Source organism: Clostridium yunnanense, assembly GCF_016595795.1.
Classification (GTDB): domain Bacteria; phylum Bacillota; class Clostridia; order Clostridiales; family Clostridiaceae; genus Clostridium_AR; species Clostridium_AR yunnanense.
On sequence record NZ_JAENHN010000051.1, the window covers coordinates 130,234 to 136,422 of the forward strand.

Below are 6,189 nucleotides of genomic sequence, written 5' to 3' on the forward strand. Positions count from 1 at the left end.
ATTCAGTACATTTAATTCTGCTATGTAATAGTTTATCCATATACATATTTAGTACCCTCAACATGTATTTTTATTTTATCGCTAAACAATGCATTTTCCTAGCTCGAAAATGATATAGAGTTATTTTTGAGCTAAAAGAAATATATAAATATACTTATTAGAGACTTTTAATAAATGAAATTATTGCTTTATTAATTTCCTCTGGTCTTTCTTGTTGAGCCCAATGTCCGCAGTCTTCAAGAAAAATATTTTCTCGAAGGTTTGGAACTAGATTATGCATATCTGAAATTATCTGTTCCATTCCTGGTATACTTAATCCAACATCTCTGCTTCCAATTATGAACTGAGCTGGAATTGTTACTTTCAGGTCATTAAAACAGCTTAGTAATTCTCTATTTCTATCTAAGTTTCTATAATAATTTAATCCACCTCTAAAACCTGTTTTCTTAAATGCTCCTTCATAAACCTTTAAGTCTTCTTCTTTAAGCCATGAAGTCATTTTAGGTTCTGGAAGCGATGCCAGCAAGCCCTTATCTCTTAATACCATGCTAAATGGATTAGGAGTTCCATCATTGCCTTTACGTGGACCAGCATCTCCAGATGCCCAGTATAACAAATTATGAATTGTAAAATATATATCTTTTTCAAATTCTTTTTCTGCTATACCTGGGGTTTGGAAATATAGTGTGTAAAATAATTCTTTTTCGTTCTTAGGAAATACGGTAGTCGGAGGAATTGGTGGTTGAGGCATCATTGGTACTGTTAATGCTACTATTCCTCGGAATCTATCAGGTCTTAGAAGTGCTGCATTCCATGCAAGTGTTGCTCCCCAATCATTTCCTACTATAACAGCTGTTTCTTCATTTAAAGCATCCAATAATCCAACTATATCTCCAACTAAATGAAGAAGAGTATATTGATCCACATCCTTTGGCTGCTCAGTATTTCCAAATCCTCTTAAATCAGGTGCAACAACATGAAAACCTTCCTTAGCCAATGCTGGAATTTGATATCTCCATGAATACCATACTTCTGGAAAACCGTGAAGTAATAATACAATTGGACCTTCACCCTGTTCTGCTATATGCATTTTAATACCATTTGTTTCAATAATTCTATGTTTTAACTCATTCATCTTACTTACTCCTTATATAATTATTAATTAAAATAAGTATAACTATTTTCTTTTTTAACACGTGTTGCTCGGCCGATTTGTGCATGCTATGATTATAATGCACTAAAATTAGCTATTCAACCAACAAAAATGCTATACTGTTGCTTATTAAGGAGGCTCTATGTCAAAATCTCTTGGAAATGATAAACAAGTATTTAATACTGATAATTTAATTAAAGAAGCATTTATCTCATTAAGTAACGAAAAATCCTTTGAGGATATAACTGTTAAAGATATTGCTGAAAGAACACCAGTAAATCGTTCAACCTTTTATTCTCATTTTGAAGATAAATTCGATTTATTAAATGCTTTTATTTATGATACATTAATGACTGTTATATCAGATACGATTAATTCCGATACTAAGCTAACAGAAAAAACCTTGCAGGATCTAATCTTAATAATGTATGATTACCATCAGTACATAGAAACTAACTTTAAAAAATTGTATAAATCCGCTAGTGTGTTAATTGATATAAGAGTTCAGCTTAAATTACAGGATATCATACTAGAAATGCTCAATAATATTAAATCTTTCTCAACAGATGAACAAGAAAAACTAGAATTGGTTACAGTTATGCTTAGTAGTGGTATATACTGCTCAACTAAACGTTGGTATAGTAAAGGTTCCTCAAAAGATCCTTCTTCTCTACTTAAAGAGGTTCTACCTTTCATGACTTCTGGGTTAAAATCTGTAATCAATGACTTAAAATAATTAGAAAATATATATTTATAAAGGATAAATCAACCCCCGACAAAACTGCCGTGGATTGATTTATCTATGAATATTGATTTCTATTCACCTATTCAGGCCTGAACCTCTATATGGGAAAAGGTCTTAAACTCGAACAAGCCTTCATCTGTTAGTTTGATTTCTGGAATTACTGGAAGAGTTAAAAAGGATAAAGTTAAAAAAGGATTAAAGTCTTTGTGAGCGCCTATTACGCCAAGAGCTTGATTTAAAGTACGAAGCTGTTCCTGAACTTCTAGATAGCTATTTTCAGACATTAATCCTCCTATTGCAAGTGGAAGTGATGCTACAACTTCTTTTCCTGAAGCAACTGCAATTCCTCCCCCCATCTCTTTAAGACGATTCACTGCTAAAAACATTTCTTCATCAGAGGTTCCTACAACTACGATGTTATGAGAATCATGGGCAACTGTTGTTGCAATAGCTCCATTCTTTATACCAAAGCCTTTAACAATTCCAAGTCCAATATTTCCTGTTGCGTTATGCCTTTCTATTACAGCCATCTTTAATTGATCCTTTATAATAGAAGGATTAAACTTTCCTTTATCTATATCCACCTTTTCAACTCTATGATAGGTAATTAAGCTATTAGGTACTATCTCTATTACATTGCATATATCAGAGGATAAAGGTATTTCAAAATCATTTTCTTTTAAAGCCTTCATATTTATCTTAGGTAGCATTAATGCTAAATTTTCACTAATATCTTCAGCTTTAAAAGCGCTCTTATTTATTTCTCCGCTATCTACAACACATTTTCCTTTTTTAATAACCTTATCTATCAAAATACTTTCTAAGTCATCTAGTATTAATAGATCCGCCTGATACCCAGGTGCTACTGCTCCAACGCTACGAAGTCCAAAAAATTCTGCTGTATTAATTGTTACCATTTGAATTGCTGTCACTGGATCTAGTCCTTCTTTTATTGCTACCCTTACATTATGATCTACGCTACCTTCCGTAATCAAATCATCAGGTAATTTATCATCTGTCACAAGAATACATCTTCTTGAGTTTCTTGGAGTAATTACTGGTAATAGCTTTTTAAGTTCTTTAGCCGCAGTTCCTTCTCTAATCATTAAATACATCCCAAGTTCTAAGCGATCCTTTGCTTCGTCTACATTTACACATTCATGATCTGCATAAATCCCTGCCGCTACATATACGTTTAGCTCTTCTCTACTAAGGCCTGCTGCATGACCATCTATAATACTTTTATTTGAATGTGCATCAGCAATTTTCTTTAACATTCCTTCATTTAAATTTGCTATAGATGGAAAGTCCATAACTTCAGCAAGTCCTAAAACCCTTGGATGTGAGTAAAAAGTTTTTAAATCTTCTGAATTTAGAATTGCTCCACTGCTTCCAAAAGAGGTCGCTGGCACACAGGACGGAAGCATAATAAAAACATCTAAAGGCAATTCTTCTGATGCCTTTAACATAAAGTTAATTCCATCTGTGCCTGCAACATTTGCAATCTCATGTGGATCTGCCATTACTGTAGTAACTCCATGCTGAAGAAGAACTTTTGACAATTCATGAGGTGTGAGCATTGTGCTTTCTATATGCATGTGGCCGTCAATAAATCCTGGAGCTATAAACTTACCCTGTGCATCTATAATTTCTTCTCCCTCATAACTACCAATACCAGCTATAAATCCGTCTACTATTGCTATATCACCTTCCGTAATATCTCCAGTAAAAACATTTACTATTTTGCCATTTTTAACAACGCAATCTGCCTTTATCTCTTTTTTAGCTACTTTAATTCTCTTCTTTAAAATATCCATATAATTTTTCATAATATACACTCCTTACTTTTGAATGTATCTCTTCACTACTAGTATCAATATTTTAAGATTCACTCTTAAATACTAGATAAATCTAAAATATTTTTCCCGATGAAGTAATACATCTACATACAAAAAAAACTAATATGTAGCAAATCTTACTCTTAAAAACAAAAAAAATCCTGATTACAAAGAAAAATGAGTCACCAATTTTCTTGTAATCAGGATTTTACGGTTCCTGGTAGAGACCCTCAAACCATATTATTGAGGTTATACGAACTTATCTCTATTAATTTTTTTATTATTATAGCTTAATATAAATATATTGTCAATTTATAACTTTTAAAAAATTAATAAAGCTTTACTTAAAAAGTAAAGCCCTGACATATATAAGATCATTATTTGTTATAGTCTGTCTTAAGTAAGCCGTATATTTCTAAATCTACCACTCCCTTACCTGACCATAAACTAGCCTGTCTAAGTAGCCCTTCTTTTATAAATCCATTCTTTATAAGTACATTCTTTGAGGCAATGTTATTAGGCATTACTTCAGCTTGAATACGATTAACATCTACAGTTTCAAATAAAAACTTAATCAATAAGCTTGTAGCTTCAGATGCGATGCCACTGCCCCAGTATTTTTCTGCTAGGAAATATCCTATAGTGACCATATTAATTTTTTGATTAAAATCCATAGCTTCAATAATTCCAACCAACTTATTTTCATGATTTTTAGAAAATATGCCCCACTTAATCCTGCCTTTTTTATTATAATCCCTATCAAAGTGACCAATCATATTCTTTACGGTATCAATATTGTTCTTTGGAATAATACCACAAAACTCAAACACCTTATCATTACTATAGATTTCAAACACTTCTTGTAGATCTGTTTCCTCAATTCTTTTTAATACTACATTTGTGGATTCTAAAATAGGAAAGTTCCCAAAAACCATCTCTATGTTCATATTAACCTTTTTCTCCTTTTCTATGGATTATTCTTAATGTAAGTTTTATTTAACTGGTATGTATATCTTTATTTTCATCTTGTCAGGATATATTGAATTACATACATCCGTCACCTCGAAATCAGGACCTTCTCTTCTTTCATAATTAGAATTAGGTAGCCATGTTTTATAGATATATCTCCAAGTATTTTGAGCTCTTTCTGCTGAGCCATCAATATTAAATACAGCATACTTTCCTTCAGATAATTCCAAATTAACAAGACCACACTCCAGTTTACCACTTGGACACTTTACAGCTTCTCCAACGAGAAATGAAAACCGACCATCATCTTGATAATTACAACTTATTCCATAAGAAAATGCTGGTGCAATTCTATTAGAAATTTTCATATAATATTCATTTCTACCAAAATCATTATAAAAGCCTGGAATCTCATTAAAATACTGTTCATCAATCAAGCTTGTTTTATATTCATATCCAACTATATAAGTTTTATTAGAGTTAATAATTTCTGGTTTATCAATATCCAAATCTCCCTGTATTTCTTTCTCATAATCCATAAAGTTGATTTTATGAATAAGATTTATATTGCTTTCCTGTGATTTTCGATACTTATAAGGAGTTATATCAAAACACCCCTCAAATGCACGTGTAAAGGCTTCCTGAGAGCCATACTGAAAGGCAATTGATATTTCTAATATAGTTTTATCCGTTCTTTTAAGCAATATAGCAGCTTCCGTCATCCTTCTTTTTCTTATATAACTCTGTACTGAGAAACCTGAAATTGCTTGAAATATCCTTTGAAAATGAAAGGCTGAAAAGTAGGCTTTTGATGCTATATCTACAATATCAATATTCTGATTAAGGTTCTGTTCAATAAATTCAATTGAATTTTGTATTCTATTATAGTAATTCATTTCTTCTACCTCCTGTGAAAAAATTGCTGAAGCGATTTTCTTCAGTGATTTTTTTGCACATCTGCCTTTCCTAATGCACATCAGGAAACTTACAGGCAAAAAATTAGTACTTTTTATTTTTTAACTCATATTATGCTTAAGGCGTTATTCATATCTACCAACAGATATAATTTAGTTATAAATTCCTAAACAATAAAAACCGCTTCTAAATTTATTGTACTATATGTATAATTGGTTTTCTTGATAATCTGTGCTATAAATTTCAAATTATATATTTTTCTATACCAAAAAAGACCTCACATATTGTGAAGTCTTTTCCGTATCATCAGATACTAATTACCTAGCAACCACTTACTCTCCCACACAGTCGCCCATGCAGTACCATCAGCCGTCTAAGTCTTAACCTTCGTGTTCGGAATGGGTACGGGTGTAACCCTTAGACGCATCATTACTAGATCTTTGAAAGATTATTCTTTCAAAATTGCACTTAAGTTAACTTTGTAATAATTTGTTTTGGTCAAGCCCTCGACCTATTAGTATCGGTCAGCTGAACATGTTACCATGCTTACACCTCCGACCTATCAACCT

Annotated in this window: 5 protein-coding genes, 2 rRNA genes and 1 riboswitch; of the genes, 1 reads left to right on the forward strand and 6 read right to left on the reverse strand. The window is 31.9% G+C overall.

What is annotated here, in order from left to right; genetic code table 11:
* Window positions 1–157 precede the first annotated feature (157 nt).
* Window positions 158–1,135, reverse strand: a complete 978-nt coding sequence (locus tag JHL18_RS19545; protein ID WP_200272347.1) for an alpha/beta fold hydrolase — start codon at window positions 1,133–1,135, stop codon at window positions 158–160.
* A 160-nt stretch (window positions 1,136–1,295) separates the two neighbouring features.
* Between JHL18_RS19545 and JHL18_RS19550 the strand changes: the two genes are divergently transcribed.
* Entirely contained in the window at window positions 1,296–1,889 is a 594-nt protein-coding gene (locus JHL18_RS19550; protein ID WP_200272349.1) for a TetR/AcrR family transcriptional regulator, read from the forward strand.
* Window positions 1,890–1,981: 92 nt separating this feature from the next.
* On the opposite strand, the gene ade is transcribed toward JHL18_RS19550, so the two are convergent.
* The 5 genes from ade to JHL18_RS19575 form a co-directional block, all read right to left on the reverse strand.
* Window positions 1,982–3,727 (reverse strand): adenine deaminase, encoded by a 1,746-nt coding sequence (gene ade, locus JHL18_RS19555; RefSeq protein WP_200272351.1) that lies wholly within the window; start codon window positions 3,725–3,727, stop codon window positions 1,982–1,984.
* A gap of 186 nt (window positions 3,728–3,913) precedes the next feature.
* Window positions 3,914–4,013: riboswitch (purine riboswitch) on the reverse strand.
* Window positions 4,014–4,113: 100 nt separating this feature from the next.
* On the reverse strand, window positions 4,114–4,683 hold the full coding sequence (locus JHL18_RS19560) for a GNAT family N-acetyltransferase (RefSeq protein ID WP_243277998.1): 570 nt from the start codon (window positions 4,681–4,683) through the stop codon (window positions 4,114–4,116).
* Window positions 4,684–4,728: 45 nt separating this feature from the next.
* Window positions 4,729–5,601 (reverse strand): AraC family transcriptional regulator, encoded by an 873-nt coding sequence (locus JHL18_RS19565; RefSeq protein ID WP_200272353.1) that lies wholly within the window; start codon window positions 5,599–5,601, stop codon window positions 4,729–4,731.
* Window positions 5,602–5,939: 338 nt separating this feature from the next.
* A 5S ribosomal RNA gene (gene rrf / locus JHL18_RS19570) occupies window positions 5,940–6,057 on the reverse strand.
* 57 nt (window positions 6,058–6,114) lie between these two features.
* A 23S ribosomal RNA gene (locus JHL18_RS19575) occupies window positions 6,115–6,189 on the reverse strand; the annotation flags it as partial.